This window comes from Ensifer sp. NM-2 (genome assembly GCF_003024455.1).
Lineage (GTDB): Bacteria > Pseudomonadota > Alphaproteobacteria > Rhizobiales > Rhizobiaceae > Ensifer > Ensifer canadensis.
Genome location: NZ_PVZR01000130.1, coordinates 1 through 478, shown reverse-complemented (window position 1 = coordinate 478; position 478 = coordinate 1). Strand labels below are relative to the sequence as shown.

Annotated in this window: 1 protein-coding gene; it reads right to left on the bottom strand. The window is 68.8% G+C overall.

Annotation, left to right across the window (positions count from 1 at the left end; all coding sequences use genetic code 11):
- Window positions 1–478, bottom strand: a 478-nt coding sequence (locus tag C6558_RS39120; protein WP_199197149.1) for an argininosuccinate synthase domain-containing protein, incomplete at both ends; no start/stop codon positions are given.

The following is a 478-nucleotide window of genomic DNA, read 5'->3' as shown; positions in this document are numbered from 1 at the left end:
CACGTCCGGCGCCGGCGGGAAGGCGGGGTCGTCCGTGTAGTCGTAGACGTCCTTCGTGGGGCCGTTCCAGATGTCCTCGAGGAAGCCGGTCTCGACGGCGCGGCCCCACACGTTCTGGTCGATCGAGAACGGGTTCTTCTTGGTGGTGACGATCGGCAGGTCGTTGCGCTCGGCGTACTCGATGGCCTTCTCACGGGTCAGGGCGAGGTCGCGCACCGGGGCGATGCACTTCAGGTCGGGCCCGAGGGTCTGAATGGAGACCTCGAAGCGGACCTGGTCGTTGCCCTTGCCGGTGCAGCCGTGCGCCACCGTCGAGGCGCCGAACTGGCGGGCCGCCGCGACCAGGTGGCGGGAGATCACCGGGCGCGAGATCGCGGAGACCAGCGGGTAGGCGTCCATGTAGAGGGCGTTGGCCTTGAGCGTGGGCATGCAGTACTGCTCGGCGAACTCGTCACGCGCGTCGGCGACGTAGGCCTCG